Raw genomic sequence first — 15731 nt, 5'->3', positions numbered from 1 at the left:
CCTGCCTGAATGTCCCTTACCCGCGTCACAGTCACTGCGGTGCGCAACCTGCACCCGGTGACCTTCTCCCCCTCCCCGCGCATCAACATTCTTTATGGCGCCAACGGCAGTGGCAAGACCAGTGTTCTGGAAGCTATTCACTTGCTGGGTCTGGCTCGATCTTTCCGCAGTACGCGCCTGGTGCCGATCATCCAGCACGATCAGGCGAGCGCTACGGTGTTCGGGCAAGTCGAACTGGCCGAAGGTGGACAGAGCAATCTGGGGATATCCAGAGAGCGCCAAGGCGATTTCACCATTCGCATAGATGGCCAGAATGCGCGAAGCGCAGCCCAGCTTGCCCAGATACTTCCGCTGCAGTTGATAAATCCCGACAGCTTTCGGCTGTTGGAAGGCGCGCCTAAAATTCGCAGACAGTTTCTCGACTGGGGTGTGTTCCACGTGGAACCTCGCTTCATGTCGACCTGGCAGCGCCTGCAGAAGGCCTTGAAGCAACGGAACTCGTGGCTTCGGCATGGTACACTTGACGTTGCTTCGCAAGCGGCGTGGGACCGTGAACTCTGTCTTGCCAGTGCAGAAATCGACGAGTACCGCCGTGCTTACATCAAGGCGCTGAAGCCTGTGTTCGAACAGACACTCGCCGAGTTGGTGCAGCTCGATGGGTTGACGCTGAGCTATTACCGCGGTTGGGACAAGGATCGCGAGCTTGCCGATGTATTGGCAGGTTCGTTGTTGAGAGACCAGCAGATGGGGCATACCCAGGCTGGACCTCAACGTGCTGATCTTCGCCTCAGAATGGGCGCCCATAATGCGGCTGACATCTTGTCGCGCGGTCAGCAGAAACTGGTGGTATGCGCACTTCGCATTGCCCAGGGCCATCTGGTAGGCCAGGCCCGCCGAGGGCAATGCATCTATCTGGTAGACGATTTGCCCTCCGAACTGGACGAGAAACATCGTCGCGCATTGTGCCGCTTGCTGGAAGAATTACGCTGCCAGGTGTTCATCACCTGTGTGGATCAAGAATTATTGAGGGAAGGCTGGCAAACGGAAACGCCAGTTGCCGTGTTCCACGTGGAACATGGCGGTATTACCCAGACCCACGATCATCGGGAGTGAAGGCATGAGCGAGAACCAAACGTACGACTCCTCCAGCATCAAGGTGCTGAAAGGGCTTGATGCCGTACGCAAACGTCCCGGTATGTACATCGGCGACACCGATGATGGTAGCGGCCTGCACCACATGGTCTTCGAGGTGGTGGACAATTCCATCGACGAAGCACTGGCCGGCCACTGTGATGAAATCACCATCACCATTCATCCAGACGAATCCATTTCCGTAACCGACAACGGTCGCGGCATTCCAGTGGATGTGCACAAGGAAGAAGGCGTATCTGCGGCCGAGGTCATCATGACCGTGCTGCACGCCGGTGGTAAGTTCGACGATAACTCGTACAAGGTTTCCGGCGGCCTGCACGGTGTTGGTGTGTCCGTGGTGAACGCACTCTCTGAAAGCCTGCAATTGACAGTGCGCCGCGCTGGGAAATTGTGGGAGCAGTTCTACGTGCATGGCGTACCGCAGGAGCCGATGCAAATCGTCGGTGAAAGCGAAACCACCGGTACCAAGATCCACTTCAAGCCATCGGCCGACACCTTCAAGAACATCCACTTCAGCTGGGACATTCTGGCGAAGCGTATCCGCGAATTGTCCTTCCTCAACTCTGGCGTGGGTATCCTGCTGAAGGATGAGCGCACCGCCAAGGAAGAGCTGTTCAAGTTCGAAGGCGGTCTGCGGGCATTCGTCGAATACCTCAATACCAACAAGACGCCCGTCAATCAGGTGTTCCACTTCAATGTGCAACGCGACGACGGCGTAGGTGTTGAAGTGGCACTGCAGTGGAACGACAGCTTCAACGAAAACCTGTTGTGCTTCACCAACAACATTCCCCAGCGCGATGGCGGGACTCACCTGGTGGGCTTCCGCTCGGCGCTGACGCGCAACCTGAACAACTACATCGAGCAGGAAGGCCTGGCCAAGAAGAACAAGGTCTCGACCACCGGCGACGATGCACGTGAAGGCTTGACCGCAATCATTTCGGTGAAAGTGCCTGACCCCAAGTTCAGCTCGCAGACCAAGGACAAGCTGGTTTCGTCCGAAGTGAAAACTGCGGTCGAGCAGGAGATGGGCAAGTACTTCTCGGATTTCCTTCTGGAGAATCCGAACGAAGCCAAGGCCGTGGTGGGCAAGATGATCGACGCCGCCCGTGCTCGTGAAGCTGCCCGCAAGGCGCGCGAGATGACCCGTCGCAAGGGTGCATTGGACATCGCTGGCCTGCCAGGCAAATTGGCCGACTGCCAGGAGAAGGACCCTGCCCTTTCCGAACTCTACCTGGTGGAGGGTGACTCCGCCGGTGGTTCGGCCAAGCAAGGCCGCAATCGCAAGACCCAGGCGATCCTGCCGCTCAAGGGCAAGATCCTCAACGTCGAGAAAGCACGCTTCGACAAGATGATCTCTTCCCAGGAAGTGGGCACCTTGATCACGGCACTGGGCTGCGGTATCGGTCGCGAAGAGTACAACATCGACAAGTTGCGCTATCACAATATCATCATCATGACCGATGCCGACGTTGACGGATCGCACATCCGTACCTTGTTGCTGACCTTCTTCTTCCGTCAGTTGCCTGAGCTGATCGAGCGCGGCTACATCTACATTGCCCAGCCGCCGTTGTACAAGGTGAAGAAGGGCAAGCAGGAGCAGTACATCAAGGACGACGACGCCATGGAGGAGTACATGACGCAGTCGGCCCTGGAAGATGCGAGCCTGCACCTCAACGATTCGGCGCCCGGTATTTCCGGGGAAGCGCTGGAGCGCCTGGTGAACGATTTTCGTATGGTCATGAAGACGCTCAAGCGTCTGTCGCGTCTGTACCCGCAGGAGCTGACCGAGCACTTCGTGTACCTGCCGGCGGTGGCACTCGAGCAGCTGGGCGACCACGAGGCCATGCAGGCCTGGTTGGCCAAGTTCGACGCACGTCTGCGCACCAGCGAGAAATCGGGCTTGGTGTACAAGGCCAGTCTGCGTGAAGACCGTGAGCGCAACGTCTGGCTGCCAGAGGTGGAGATCACCTCCCACGGCCTGGCGAGCTACATCACCTTCAACCGCGATTTCTTCGGCAGCAACGACTACAAGACCGTGACTGCTCTGGGCGCACAGTTGGCCAGTCTGCTGGACGAAGGCGCCTACGTTAAACGGGGCGAGCGCAAGAAGGCCGTGGTCGAGTTCAAGGAAGCCCTCGAGTGGCTGATGACCGAAAGCACCAAGCGCCATACCATCCAGCGCTACAAAGGTCTGGGTGAGATGAACCCAGACCAGTTGTGGGAAACCACGATGGACCCAAGCGTGCGACGCATGCTCAAGGTCACCATCGAGGATGCGATCGGCGCCGATCAGATATTCAACACCCTGATGGGTGATGCGGTCGAGCCCCGTCGCGAGTTCATCGAAAGCAATGCACTGGCGGTGTCGAACCTCGACTTCTGAGGCTAGACCCACCCATCGAACCCCGGCGCCCTTGGCCCGGGGTTTTTTTATGGGTGTGCGTATCCAATGCCTCACGCCGAGAACGGACGAACAGCCCTGGCGTGGATCTTGCGCAGGCTTATTGCAGGTGCGCTGCGGGCATGACTACGTCAATGCCGCTTTTCGGCAGGAGTGTCACAGCCCGCGCCCGATAATCAATGGCTCGTCACGTCTGCACAGGGGTAAAGCTCATGGACCATGCAATGGAGGGGCGGGTATCCCCCGCGACGTTGAAAAAGGTGATCTGCGCCGCTGCCGTAGGCAACTTCGTGGAATGGTTCGACTTTGCCGTCTACGGGTTTCTGGCCACGGCCATTGCCCAACAGTTCTTCCCCAGTGGTGACGCTGCCACGGGCTTGTTGAAAACCTTTGCAGTGTTCGCCGTGGCGTTTGCGTTTCGGCCCCTGGGCGGAATCGTTTTCGGCATGCTCGGCGACCGAATCGGGCGCAAGAAGGTGCTGGCCATGACCATCCTGCTCATGGCTGGTGCAACGACGCTGATCGGTTTGTTGCCCACCTATGCCGCCATCGGTATTGCTGCGCCGATCATGCTGACGCTGATTCGCTGCGCTCAGGGTTTTTCTGCCGGCGGTGAGTATGCCGGCGCCTGTGCCTATCTCATGGAGCATGCGCCGCGTACCCAACGTGCCTGGTATGGGAGCTTCATCCCGGTGTCGACCTTCAGCGCGTTTGCCTGTGCTGCGGTAATGGCCTACGCATTGGACGCTTCGCTGTCGCCCGAGGCGATGGCCAGTTGGGGTTGGCGGGTGCCGTTCCTGATAGCGGCGCCGCTGGGCCTGGTGGGGCTTTACCTGCGCTGGCGGCTGGATGAAACGCCAGCGTTCCAGGCGGTCAAGCAAGAACACGACGTTGCCCATTCACCGCTCAAGGACACCCTGCGCAGCCACGGTGGTGCGATCCTGTGCCTGGGTGCATTCGTGTCGCTGACCGCCCTCTCCTTCTATATGTTCACTACCTACTTTGCGACTTATCTGCAGGTGGTGGGTGGCTTGAGCCGGGCCACGGCGTTGTTGATCTCGGTGATCGCCTTGGTGTTTGCCGCGTTGATGTGTCCCGTTGCGGGAGCATTCTCCGACAAGGTCGGGCGTCGGGTAACGGTGGGGACCGCTGGGGTGTTGATCATCGCGGTGGTGTATCCGTCGTTCCTGCTCGCCAGCTCAGGCTCGTTCGTCGCTTCCGTCATCGGGGTGATGATGCTGGCGGTCGGTGCAGTGCTCAGTGGTGTGGTGACTGCAGCACTGTTGTCGGAAACCTTCCCGACCCGAACCCGCTACACGGCCTCGGCGATCACCTACAACCTGGCCTACACGGTGTTTGGCGGAACGGCGCCGCTGATGGCGACCTGGTTGATCGGTATGACGGGGAGCAACCTGTCGCCAGCGTTTTACTTGATGGCGGTTTCGGTGCTGGCGCTCGCCGGTGGCTTGGCACTGCCGGAGACGTCGAAGATTTCCCTGCATGGCGATGCGGGGGAAGCTGTTCATGGTGGGCAGCCGGTGGTTGTTTGAGCCGGTTGGATCTGTGGCGACTCGGCTGGCGTCTTCGCGGGCAGAGCCCGCTCCCACATGAAGGCAACATTCAGTGCCATGTGGGAGCCGGGCATGGGTTTCAGGTGGCGAGCAAGGTAGCCTGCTGGTCGGCGCACAGTTGCAGAAGGAAATCCCAGACCACGCGCAGCCGTACCGATTTGTGCAGCTCGCGTCGGGTGCTGATCCAGTAGCTGCGCTGGATGGTTTCGTCGGGCAGTACGCGCACCAGCCGTGGATCCTTGGCAGCCATGTACACGGGCAACACGGCGATGCCCAGGCCGATGCATGCAGCCTCCTGTTGAGCCAGCACACTGGTGCTGCGAAAGGCCACGACCGGATTGCGACAGAAGCTGTTGAGCAATAACAGCTCCTGGCTGAACAGCAGGTCATCGACATAGCCGATCCAGCGATGCTGTGCCAGGTCTTCACGATTGCGCAGCGGCTCGGCAGCAGCCAGGTAATCGGCACTGGCATACAGTGCCAGGTTGTAGTCGGTGAGCTTGCGGGTGATCAGCAGATCGGCATTGGGACGCTCGAGGTGCACGCTGATTTCGGCTTCGCGGTTGAGAATGCTGACAAAGCGCGGCACAGCCACCAGCTCCACTTCCAAGCCTGGATAACGCCGGAACAGTTCGCCGAGGCGTGGTGTGATGAAGGCGATACCGATGCCTTCGGTGACGCCCAGGCGGATCTTGCCCAGCGGATTGAATGACTGCGTAATGTCCTCCTGCGCGCGCAGGGCCAGGTTCTCCATGGCCTCGGCGTGCTTGAGCAGCGTCTGCCCCGCCGGGGTCAGTTCGTAGCCGTGGGCGTTCTGCACGAACAGCGGCGTGCCCAGGTGGCGCTCGATGCTTTCGATGTGCCGGGCGACCGTACTGTGCGTGGTATGCAGGCGCTTGGCAGCGGTCAGCAATCGGCCGCTGCGTTGCAGCTCGAGGAAGAAGCGCAGGTCGTTCCAGTCGAACATTGATTTTCCCTTGTTAATCAACTGCGCTCTGGACTGTGCGAAAACGCTCAGCCCCTGGGTGAAATCTTTAGTTTTCACCACGAAGCTAATCAATAACATGGAGAACGACAAGAACAATAAAACGGCGCGGAGTACACCATGCCATCAGTCCCATCCGTCTATGACTACATCATTGTCGGCGCAGGTCCTGCAGGTTGTCTGCTTGCCAATCGACTGTCGGCCGACCCTTCGGTACAGGTGCTGTTGCTCGAGGCAGGTGGCCGGGACAACTATGCCTGGATCCACATCCCGGTCGGTTATCTGTTCTGCATCGGTAATCCCCGCACCGACTGGTGTTTCAAGACCCAGCCACAACCAGGCCTCGACGGCCGCAGCCTCAACTACCCTCGGGGCAAGGTCCTCGGCGGCTGCTCGTCGATCAATGGCATGATCTACATGCGCGGCCAGTCCAGCGACTATGATCGCTGGGAGGCCCAAGGCAATCCCGGCTGGGGCTGGAAAGACGTCCTTCCGCTGTTTCGCCAGAGCGAAAACCATCATGCCGGCGACTCCGAGTTCCACAGCGCCCAGGGCGAGTGGCGAGTCGAGCAGCAGCGCTATCGCTGGCCCATTCTCGACGCCTTCCGCAGTGCGGCGGCCGAGTCCGGGATCGCCAGCATCGAAGACTTCAACACCGGAGACAACCAGGGTTGCGGTTACTTCCAGGTCAATCAGAAGTCCGGGGTGCGCTGGAATTCGACCAAGGCGTTCTTGCGCCCTGCGCTGAAGCGGTCGAATCTGACGGTGCATACGGGCGTGCGGGTGGACAAGGTGCTGCTGCAAGACGGCCGTGCCCATGCGGTGGCTGCCCGCTGGCAGGGCGCCGACCATCGGTTCGAGACGCGCGGTGAGATCATTCTGTGCGCCGGCGCCATCGGTTCGCCGAACATTCTCCAGCGCTCCGGCATTGGCCCCCGCCCCTTGCTCGAACGCCTGGGTATCGATGTGCAGCACGAGCTGCCTGGCGTGGGTGGCAATTTGCAGGATCATCTGCAGCTGCGGCTGGTGTACAAGGTCAGCAACGCGCGCACCCTCAACCAGGTTGCCAACAGCCTGTGGGGCAAGTTCGGCATGGGTGTGCGTTACCTTTATGACCGCAGCGGGCCGTTGGCGATGGCGCCAAGTCAGCTGGGCGCCTTCGTGCGCTCGAGCCCCGAGCAGCCCTCCCCTAATCTTCAATACCACGTGCAGCCGCTGTCGTTGGAACGCTTCGGCGAGCCGCTGCACCGCTTTCCTGCGTTTACCGCTTCGGTGTGCAACCTGCGGCCCAAGAGCCGCGGGCGGGTCGATATCAGCTCGGCCGATCCGGACGCAGCGCCGTTGATCGATCCCAACTATCTCAGCCATCCCGACGACGTGCAGGTGGCGGTCGATGCCATACGCCTGACGCGCAAGATCGTCCAGGGCTCGGCCCTGCAAGGCTTTGCCCCGCAGGAATACCTGCCAGGCGCGGACGTGCAGAGTGAAGAAGCGCTGCGCGCGGCAGCAGGACGCATAGGAACGACTATCTTTCATCCAGCCGGTACCTGTCGCATGGGCAACGACACCCTGGCGGTGGTTGATGCGCAACTCAAGGTTCGTGGCGTTCAGGGTCTGCGTGTGGCAGACGCGTCGATCATGCCGGAAATCGTCTCGGGCAATACCTGCTCACCGACGGTGATGATTGCAGAAAAGGCAGCGCAGATGATTCTGCATCCGCAGCCGCTGGAGGCCGTGCCGGCCACTGCGCTGCAGGTGCCGGAAACGATTTGACCGAGTGCAGGCAGTACTCGGAAAAGGCAACAGTGGAACAACAACAATAATCACTGAGGATGGCAATATGGCGGATTATCTGCAACACGGCGCGGCGGCTGCGCCTGCCGTGAACCGGGACGAGAAGAAGATCATCTTCGCATCGTCGCTGGGGACGGTTTTCGAATGGTACGACTTCTTCCTGTACGGCGCCCTGGCTGCGGTGATCAGCAAGCAGTTCTTCGCCGGAGTGAACGAGACCACAGCCTTCATCTTCGCCCTGATGGCGTTTGCCGCAGGCTTCCTGGTGCGACCCTTTGGCGCCTTGGTGTTTGGGCGCCTGGGTGACATGATCGGGCGCAAGTACACCTTCCTCATGACCATCATCCTGATGGGCGTCTCGACCTTTGCAGTGGGATTGCTGCCGACCTATGCCAGCATCGGCATTGCCGCGCCGATCATCCTGGTGCTGTTGCGCATGCTTCAGGGCCTGGCCCTGGGCGGCGAGTATGGCGGCGCAGCGACGTACGTGGCCGAACATGCGCCGCAGAAAAAACGGGGCTTTCACACCGGCTGGATCCAGTCGACAGCCACCCTCGGCCTGCTGCTGTCACTGCTGGTGGTGATGGGCAGCCGCTATATCAGTGGCGATCAATTCGAAGTCTGGGGCTGGCGCCTGCCGTTCCTGCTGTCGATCGTACTGCTGGGCATTTCCACCTGGATCCGCCTGAGCCTGAGCGAATCGCCCACCTTCACCAAGATGAAGGCCGAGGGCAAGACCAGTAAATCGCCGATCCGCGAGTCGTTCGGTTCCTGGCAGAACCTGAAGATCGTGTTGACCGCGTTGTTCAGCATCAATGCTGGGCAGGCCGTAACGTTCTACTGTGCGCAATTCTACGTGCTGTTCTTTCTGACGCAGATGCTCAAGATGGACCCGGCACTGGCCAATCAGCTGCTGATCATCAGTGTGGTTATCGGTGCGCCATTCTTCGTGTTCTTCGGTTGGCTGTCCGACCGTGTCGGGCGCAAACCCATCCTGATGCTTGGCCTGCTGCTGGCGACCTTTGCTTACTTCCCCCTGTTCAAGGGTTTGAGCCACTACGCCAACCCGCAGATCGACAATGCCACCCGCAACTCGCCGGTCACGGTGATGGCGGACCCTTCTACGTGCACCTTCCAGTTCGACCCAGTGGGCAAGGCCAAATTCGACAGCCCTTGCGACAAGGTCAAGACGTTGCTGATCAAGTCGGGTGTGCCGTACAGCTCGGCGGCCCCGGTCGACGGTACGGATGTGGCAATCACGGTCGGTGAGCAACGGATCAACGGCTACGATGAGCCAGCCCTGCGCGCGGCCATTGCTCAGGCAGGCTACCCCGCCAAGGCCGATTCGAGCCTGGTCAATCAACCCATGGTGGTGTTGATCATTGTTGCCATGATCCTGATTGCTACGATGACCTATGGGCCGCTGGCGGCGGTGATGGTCGAGCTCTTCCCCACCCGCATTCGCTACACGTCCTTGTCCCTGCCCTACCACATTGGCAACGGCTGGTTCGGCGGATTCCTGCCCACGGTCTCGTTCGCGCTGGTGGTGTACACGGGGGATATCTTCTACGGACTGTGGTACCCGGTACTGGTGACCGGTATCAGCTTCGTGGTGGGGATGTTCTGTTTGAAGGAAACCCGGCACGTGGACCTGGACAAGGTCTGACGTCTGGCTGAAAACCCAGCGGTGAAAGGCTCGAAAAGACGAGCCTTTCACCGCCGTGCAAAAAACTTATGCACCAATTGCCGGGTTTTGATGGGTTTTGAAAACTGCATAGCCAACATAGGGTTACGCAGCTTTCAAAGACTTTGCACGAGAAACAATACACAAGTTATCCACAGAAACTAGATAACCGGCGTGGGTGCGATTTCCGGATACTCCGGCAGCGCGCCCATGGCTTGTTGAGTTTGCTCGTTCCAGGCCTGGACGCGCTCGTTCAAGGCCGCAATGGCCCGCGGTCCGGTGCCTTCGGCGTACATGGGTGCCCCGATGACCACCTCGATGGTACCGCGATGCTTGTTCCAGCCTTCCTTGGGCCAGTAGCGCCCGGCATTGTGCGCAATGGGCAACACCGGCAACTGCGCGTTCACCGCCAAGGCACTGCCGCTGCGGGTGAATTTGCCGATCTGGCCGTATGGCACACGGGTACCTTCCGGGAAGATCAGTACCCAGACGCCGTCCTTCAACAGCGTGTCGCCCTTGCTGGCGACTTCCTTGAGTGCCGACTTGGGATTGTCGCGGTCGATGGCGATGGGGCGCAGCATGGCCATGGCCCAGCCAAAGAACGGCACGAACAGCAGCTCGCGCTTGAGCACCTGGCTCAGGGGCTGGAAGTAGGCGGAAAGGAAAAAGGTTTCCCACGTGCTCTGGTGGTTGGAAACGATGACGCATGGAGTTTGCGGAACGTTTTCCGCACCTTTCACCCGTACGTCGATACCCAGCATGACGCGCGTCAGCCACAGCGCACAGCGGCACCAGTAGACGTTGATGAAACGGTAGCGCGCCTTGAAGGACAGAAAGGGCGCGATGAAAAAGCTCAGGGTGCACCACAGCAAGGCGCTGCTGCCCAGAAGCAGATAAAAGGCAAAGATTCTGATTGCCCGCAGGATCGACATAGCGGTGGATACCGTCAAGTGTGGATAAGGTGCCTGGCGACTGCCGCCAGGTCATCGTAAATCAGGGTTCCCTCGGGCAGGTCCTGGGTCAAGGTCCGTAGCCCTTTGCCGGTCTTCACCAGCACGGGTTGAGCAGCCACTGCCGTTGCGGCGTGCAGATCGCTCAGGCTGTCGCCGACGAACCAGACGCCGGTCAGGGGCGCGTCATAGTGGGCAGCGATGCGCTGCAGCAAACCCGGCCGCGGTTTGCGGCAGGTGCACTGGTCATCCGGACCATGGGGACAATGCACGATCAGGCCAACCTCGCCGCCCTGCTCCGCGACCAGCGCGCGCAGGTGGGCGTGCATGGCATCGAGGGTGGCCAGGTCGTAGTAACCGCGCGCCAGGCCAGACTGGTTGGTAGCGACGGCCACCGTCCAGCCAGCCTGGTGCAACTGTGCAATGGCCTCGATCGCTCCAGGCAATGGCAGCCATTCGGCGACTGATTTGATGTAGGCGTCGGAGTCATGATTGATGACCCCGTCGCGATCGAGAATCAGCAGTTTCAAGGCCTACCCCAGCAACGAAATGTCGGCGACGCCCAGGAACAGACCGCGCAGACGTGCCAGCAAGGCATAGCGGTTGGCCCGCACATTGGCATCTTCGGCATTGACCATCACCGCTTCGAAGAACGCATCCACTGGCTCGCGCAGGGCGGCCAGACGGGTCAAGGCTTCGTTGTAGCGACGCTCGGCAGCCATCGGCGCCACCGCATGATCGGCCTGGGTAATGGCCGAGTACAGCGAAAACTCGTTGGCGTTGTCGAAGTACTTGGGCTCCACGGTGGCAGCAACCTTGCCCTCGGCCTTGCTCAGCAGGTTCGAGACACGCTTGTTGACGGCTGCCAGGGCGGCGGCCTCAGGCAACCGGCGGAACGCCTGGACAGCCTGCACGCGCTGATCGAAGTCCAGTGCCGAACCGGGTTGCAGGGCGCGCACCGAAAGATAAGTGGCCACATCGATGCCCTCGTCCTCGTAGCGAGCGCGCAGGCGATCGAAGATGAACTCCTGCACCTGTTCGGCAAGCCCGGCCGACTTGACCTGGGTGCCGAAGGCCGAGACGGCGAAGCTCACGGCTTCGTTGAGGTTCAGGTCCAGCTGCTTTTCGATCAGGATGCGCAGCACGCCCAGGGCCGCGCGACGCAGGGCATAGGGGTCCTTGCTGCCAGTGGGCAGCATGCCGATGCCGAAGATGCCGACCAGGGTGTCGAGCTTGTCGGCGATGGCCACGGCCGCACCGGTCAGGGTGCTGGGCAGCTCGGCGCCGGCGCCACGAGGCATGTATTGCTCGTTGAGTGCCAGCGCGACGTCTTCGGGTTCGCCGGCGTTGAGCGCGTAGTAATAGCCCGCCACGCCCTGCATTTCCGGGAACTCGCCGACCATTTCCGTGGCCAGGTCGCACTTCGACAGCAGGCCTGCCCGCGTCGCGCGCTGGGCATCGCCACCAATGCGCGAGGCAATGTAGGCCGCTAGCTTGGAAACCCGCACGGCCTTGTCGTAGACACTGCCCAACTGCGCCTGGAACACCACGTTTTCCAGGCGTTTGTTGAAGGCTTCCAGCGGTTGCTTCTTGTCCTGATTGAAGAAGAACTCGGCATCGGTCAGGCGTGGACGCACGACTTTCTCGTTGCCCTCGACGATCTGGCGCGGGTCCTTGCTCTCGATGTTGGCCACGGTGATGAAACGCGGCAGCAGCTTGCCGTCGGCGTTGAGCAGGCAGAAATACTTCTGGTTGTCCTGCATGGTGGTGATCAGCGCTTCCTGCGGGACATCCAGGAAGCGTTCCTCGAACGAACACACCAGCGGCACGGGCCACTCGACCAGGGCCGTCACTTCGTCCAGCAGCGCCGGTGGCACGATGGCGCTGCCTTCCTGCTGGGTGGCCAGCTCGGCGGTACGTCGGGCAATCAGTTCACGGCGTTCGTGGGCATCGGCCAGTACGTAGGCCTTGCGCATGTCTTCGCGGTAGCCAGCAGGCGAGCTGATGCGCACGTTCTGCGGGTGATGGAAACGGTGACCACGCGATTCACGGCCTGCCTTCTGGGCCAGGATCGTGCAATCGATGACGTCGTCGCCCAGCAGCATGACCAGCCACTGGGTTGGCCGCACGAACTCTTCCTTGCGCGCGCCCCAGCGCATGCGCTTGGGAATCGGCAGGTCGTTGAGGGAATCTTCGACGATGGTCGGCAGCAGGCTGGCCGTCGGCTTGCCGACGATGTTCTGGCTGAAGCGCAGCTTGGGTCCGCTGCGGTCGATCTCGCTGAGATCCACTCCGCATTTCTTGGCAAAGCCCAGTGCAGCCTGGGTCGGCTCGCCTTCGGCATTGAAGGCGGCCTGCAGCGGCGGGCCGTCGAGATTGATGCTGCGGTCCGGCTGCTGGGTATCCAGGCCGGTGATCAGCACGGCCAGGCGGCGTGGCGCAGCGTAGACGTTCTTGGCGCTGTAGTTCAGGCCGGCGGCCTGCAGGCCTTTCTCGATGCCGGCCAGGAAGGCGTCGGCCAGGGTGTTGAGGGCCTTGGGTGGCAGCTCTTCGGTGCCCAGCTCGACCAGAAAATCTTGAGCACTCATTGCGCAGCCTCCAGCTTGGCCAATACTTCATCTCGCAGATCGGGGGTTGCCATGGGGAAACCCAGCTTGGCACGGGCCATCAGGTAGGCCTGTGCCACACCACGGGCCAGGGTCCGCACGCGCAAGATGTACTGCTGGCGCGCGGTGACCGAAATGGCGCGGCGAGCATCGAGCAGGTTGAAGGTGTGGGACGCCTTCAAGACCATTTCATAGCTGGGCAGCGGCAGTGGCTGGTCCAGTTCGAGCAGGCGCTTGGCTTCGCTTTCGTAGAAATCGAACAGCTCGAAGAGTTTGTCGACGTTGGCGTGCTCGAAGTTGTAGGTGGACTGCTCCACCTCGTTCTGGTGGAACACGTCGCCGTAGGTCACCTTGCCGAACGGGCCATCGGCCCACACCAGGTCGTAGACCGAGTCGACGCCCTGCAGGTACATGGCCAGGCGTTCCAGGCCGTAGGTGATCTCGCCGGTGACCGGGTAGCATTCGATGCCGCCAGCCTGCTGGAAATAGGTAAACTGGGTGACTTCCATGCCGTTGAGCCAGACTTCCCAGCCCAGGCCCCAGGCGCCCAGGGTCGGCGACTCCCAGTTGTCTTCGACGAAGCGGACGTCGTGCACCAGCGGATCGAGGCCGATGTGCTTGAGCGAGCCCAGGTACAGTTCCTGGAAATTGTCCGGGTTGGGCTTCAGAACCACCTGGAACTGATAGTAGTGCTGCAGGCGGTTGGGGTTCTCGCCATAGCGGCCGTCAGTCGGACGGCGGCTGGGTTGCACGTAAGCGGCATTCCAGGTTTCCGGGCCCACGGCGCGCAGGAACGTGGCGGTATGAAAAGTGCCGGCGCCCACTTCCATATCGTAGGGCTGAAGCACCACACAACCTTGCTCGGCCCAGTATTGCTGGAGGGCGAGGATCAAGTCTTGGAAGGTACGCACGGCTGGCGTAGGCTGGCTCACGAAATTCACCTGTTTCTAGGGCTGCGAATATAAAGAGCGGGAGTATACCGCGAATCCGCGGCGCCTCTACCCATGGAGCCCTAATGCCTCGCTGCTTTTGGTGTACCGAAGACCCCTTGTACCAGGCCTACCATGACCTTGAATGGGGCGTGCCGCTGCGCGAGGCGGGCGCCCTGTTCGAGTTGCTTGCGCTGGAAGGGTTCCAGGCCGGTCTGTCGTGGATCACCGTGCTGCGCAAGCGTGAACGCTATCGGCAGGTGCTCCACGGCTTCGACCCGCAACGTCTCGCGCAGCTCAGTGACGAAGAGATCGAGGGGCTGATGCAGGATCCGGGCATCGTACGCAATCGGCTCAAACTCAACGGTGTACGCAAGAACGCCCGCGCCTGGTTGCAGCTCGAAGACCCGGCAGCCTTCCTCTGGTCGTTCGTCGGTGGGCAGCCGCGGGTCAACCATCGGCGCGATCGCAGCGAGATCCCCACTGAAACCGAAGAAGCCCGGGCCATGAGCAAGGCCCTGAAGAAAGCCGGTTTCACCTTCGTCGGGCCGACCATCTGCTACGCCTTCATGCAGGCCTCGGGCATGGTCATGGACCACACCCAGGATTGCGACCGCTACGCCGAGCTGGTCGGCTGAGGCTAGAATGGGCGTCTGGGCAATTAAGGAGTGATCTGTGGATAAGTTCAAAGGGGCACTGATGGTCGGTGCCTTGCGGTTGTTCGCGCTGCTGCCGTGGCGCACCGTGCAGTGGGTCGGCACGGCCATCGGCTGGTTGATGTGGAAGCTGCCCAACCGCTCTCGCGAGGTGGTGCGTATCAACCTGGCCAAGTGTTTTCCGGACATGGACGCTGCCGAGCGCGAGCGCCTCGCAGGACGCAGCCTGATGGACATCGGCAAGACCCTGACCGAAAGCGCCTGTGCCTGGATCTGGCCGGCCCAGCGCTCGCTCGACCTGGTGCGCGAGGTCGAGGGGCTGGACGTGCTCAAGGATGCCCTGGCATCGGGCAAGGGCGTGGTCGGCATCACCAGCCACCTGGGCAATTGGGAAGTGCTCAATCACTTCTACTGCAACCAGTGCAAGCCGATCATTTTCTACCGTCCACCCAAGCTCAAGGCGGTGGACGAGCTGTTGCGCAAGCAACGGGTGCAATTGGGCAACCGCGTTGCGGCCTCGACCAAGGAAGGCATCCTCAGTGTCATCAAGGAGGTGCGCAAGGGCGGCCAGGTGGGCATTCCGGCCGACCCGGAACCGGCCGAATCGGCCGGGCTGTTCGTGCCGTTTCTCGGCACCCTGGCGCTGACCAGCAAGTTCGTGCCCAACATGCTCGCCGGCGGCAAGGCCGTCGGCGTGTTCCTGCATGCCGTGCGCCTGCCCGATGGTTCGGGCTACAAGGTGATCCTGGAAGCGGCACCCGAGGGCATGTACAGCACCGACACGTACACCTCGGTGGCAGCCATGAGCGCGGTGGTCGAGAAGTACGTGCGGGCCTATCCGAGCCAGTATATGTGGAGCATGAAGCGCTTCAAGAAGCGGCCGGCGGGTGAGGCCAGGTGGTATTGAGCTAGCGGCCGGCGTGGGAGCTTCTTCGCGGGCAGAGACCCGCTCCTACAGGGCATGCTTGCACTAGACCAGCTTTCACAGAGCGGGCTCCTGGAC

12 protein-coding genes are annotated in these 15731 nt (G+C 61.0%); 7 read left to right on the top strand and 5 right to left on the bottom strand.

Features of this window, described 5'->3' with window-relative positions; all coding sequences use genetic code 11:
- Positions 1–9 precede the first annotated feature (9 nt).
- From recF to IFT80_RS14935, 3 genes are all read left to right on the top strand, one after another.
- Positions 10–1113 carry a DNA replication/repair protein RecF gene (gene recF, locus IFT80_RS14945; RefSeq protein WP_122480044.1) on the top strand — a complete coding sequence of 368 codons (1104 nt, stop codon included), beginning with the start codon at positions 10–12 and terminating at the stop codon, positions 1111–1113.
- A 4-nt stretch (positions 1114–1117) separates the two neighbouring features.
- Positions 1118–3535, top strand: a complete 2418-nt coding sequence (gene gyrB, locus IFT80_RS14940) for a DNA topoisomerase (ATP-hydrolyzing) subunit B (RefSeq protein WP_122480045.1) — start codon at positions 1118–1120, stop codon at positions 3533–3535.
- Between the two features lie 230 nt (positions 3536–3765).
- Positions 3766–5103, top strand: coding sequence for an MFS transporter (locus IFT80_RS14935; protein ID WP_122480046.1), 1338 nt, complete (start codon positions 3766–3768; stop codon positions 5101–5103).
- Between the two features lie 100 nt (positions 5104–5203).
- Here the strand turns inward: IFT80_RS14935 and IFT80_RS14930 are convergent, their stop codons facing one another.
- Positions 5204–6091 (bottom strand): LysR family transcriptional regulator, encoded by an 888-nt coding sequence (locus IFT80_RS14930; RefSeq protein WP_192055181.1) that lies wholly within the window; start codon positions 6089–6091, stop codon positions 5204–5206.
- 138 nt (positions 6092–6229) lie between these two features.
- Between IFT80_RS14930 and IFT80_RS14925 the strand changes: the two genes are divergently transcribed.
- Together IFT80_RS14925 and IFT80_RS14920 are read left to right on the top strand one after the other, a co-directional pair.
- Entirely contained in the window at positions 6230–7882 is a 1653-nt protein-coding gene (locus IFT80_RS14925) for a GMC family oxidoreductase (RefSeq protein ID WP_192059275.1), read from the top strand.
- Positions 7883–7949: 67 nt separating this feature from the next.
- On the top strand, positions 7950–9569 hold the full coding sequence (locus IFT80_RS14920; protein ID WP_122716097.1) for an MFS transporter: 1620 nt from the start codon (positions 7950–7952) through the stop codon (positions 9567–9569).
- Between the two features lie 179 nt (positions 9570–9748).
- On the opposite strand, the gene IFT80_RS14915 is transcribed toward IFT80_RS14920, so the two are convergent.
- The 4 genes from IFT80_RS14915 to glyQ are packed head-to-tail and all read right to left on the bottom strand — an operon-like array spanning position 9749 to position 14075.
- A complete protein-coding gene (locus tag IFT80_RS14915) occupies positions 9749–10519 on the bottom strand; it encodes a lysophospholipid acyltransferase family protein (protein WP_192137803.1) in 771 nt (256 codons plus the stop codon).
- Between the two features lie 14 nt (positions 10520–10533).
- The gene (gene gmhB / locus IFT80_RS14910; RefSeq protein ID WP_192137802.1) at positions 10534–11067 is read right to left on the bottom strand and encodes a D-glycero-beta-D-manno-heptose 1,7-bisphosphate 7-phosphatase; all 534 of its coding nucleotides are present in this window, start codon (positions 11065–11067) and stop codon (positions 10534–10536) included.
- Positions 11068–11070: 3 nt separating this feature from the next.
- A complete protein-coding gene (glyS, locus tag IFT80_RS14905; RefSeq protein ID WP_192059274.1) occupies positions 11071–13125 on the bottom strand; it encodes a glycine--tRNA ligase subunit beta in 2055 nt (684 codons plus the stop codon).
- A complete protein-coding gene (glyQ, locus tag IFT80_RS14900; RefSeq protein WP_043193756.1) occupies positions 13122–14075 on the bottom strand; it encodes a glycine--tRNA ligase subunit alpha in 954 nt (317 codons plus the stop codon). The genes glyS and glyQ overlap by 4 nt, the downstream gene beginning before the upstream one ends.
- 83 nt (positions 14076–14158) lie before the next feature.
- Here glyQ and IFT80_RS14895 point away from each other — a divergent pair, with 83 nt between their 5' ends.
- Together IFT80_RS14895 and IFT80_RS14890 are read left to right on the top strand one after the other, a co-directional pair.
- The gene (locus IFT80_RS14895) at positions 14159–14710 is read left to right on the top strand and encodes a DNA-3-methyladenine glycosylase I (protein WP_192137801.1); all 552 of its coding nucleotides are present in this window, start codon (positions 14159–14161) and stop codon (positions 14708–14710) included.
- Between the two features lie 37 nt (positions 14711–14747).
- Complete coding sequence (locus IFT80_RS14890) at positions 14748–15635, top strand: lysophospholipid acyltransferase (protein WP_122480054.1); 888 nt, start codon at positions 14748–14750, stop codon at positions 15633–15635.
- The last annotated feature ends 96 nt before the right edge of the window (positions 15636–15731 follow it).

This window comes from Pseudomonas sp. CFBP 8771, assembly GCF_014841695.1.
GTDB classification, from domain to species: domain Bacteria; phylum Pseudomonadota; class Gammaproteobacteria; order Pseudomonadales; family Pseudomonadaceae; genus Aquipseudomonas; species Aquipseudomonas baltica.
Note: the sequence above shows the minus strand (reverse complement) of the source record. Positions and strands in the feature narration are given on the sequence as shown.